Below are 248 nucleotides of genomic sequence, written 5' to 3' on the forward strand. Positions count from 1 at the left end.
CCCTGCTCACCCTGCTCGGCGCCGCCGGTGAGGAACTCGGCTACGACCGTATGCTCCGCACCAGCACCACAAAGCGGCGCACCCATTCGCTGCTCCGCCAGGGCATCATGCTCTACGAGCTCATCCCCACCATGCCGGAGCACAGGCTCTTGCCCCTCATGGCGCGCTTCGCCTCTCTGCTCCAGCAACAGACCGTCTTCACCGAGATGTTCGGCATCATTTGAGCCCGGAATGAGGGGATTCCTGAG

Annotated in this window: 1 pseudogene; it reads left to right on the top strand. The window is 63.7% G+C overall.

From position 1 onward, the window contains the following. A pseudogene (locus tag Q7A36_RS41410) lies at positions 1 to 224 on the top strand (IS4 family transposase); the annotation flags it as partial. Positions 225 to 248: the final 24 nt, after the last annotated feature.

This window comes from Paracraurococcus lichenis, from assembly GCF_030657435.1.
GTDB lineage: Bacteria > Pseudomonadota > Alphaproteobacteria > Acetobacterales > Acetobacteraceae > Paracraurococcus > Paracraurococcus lichenis.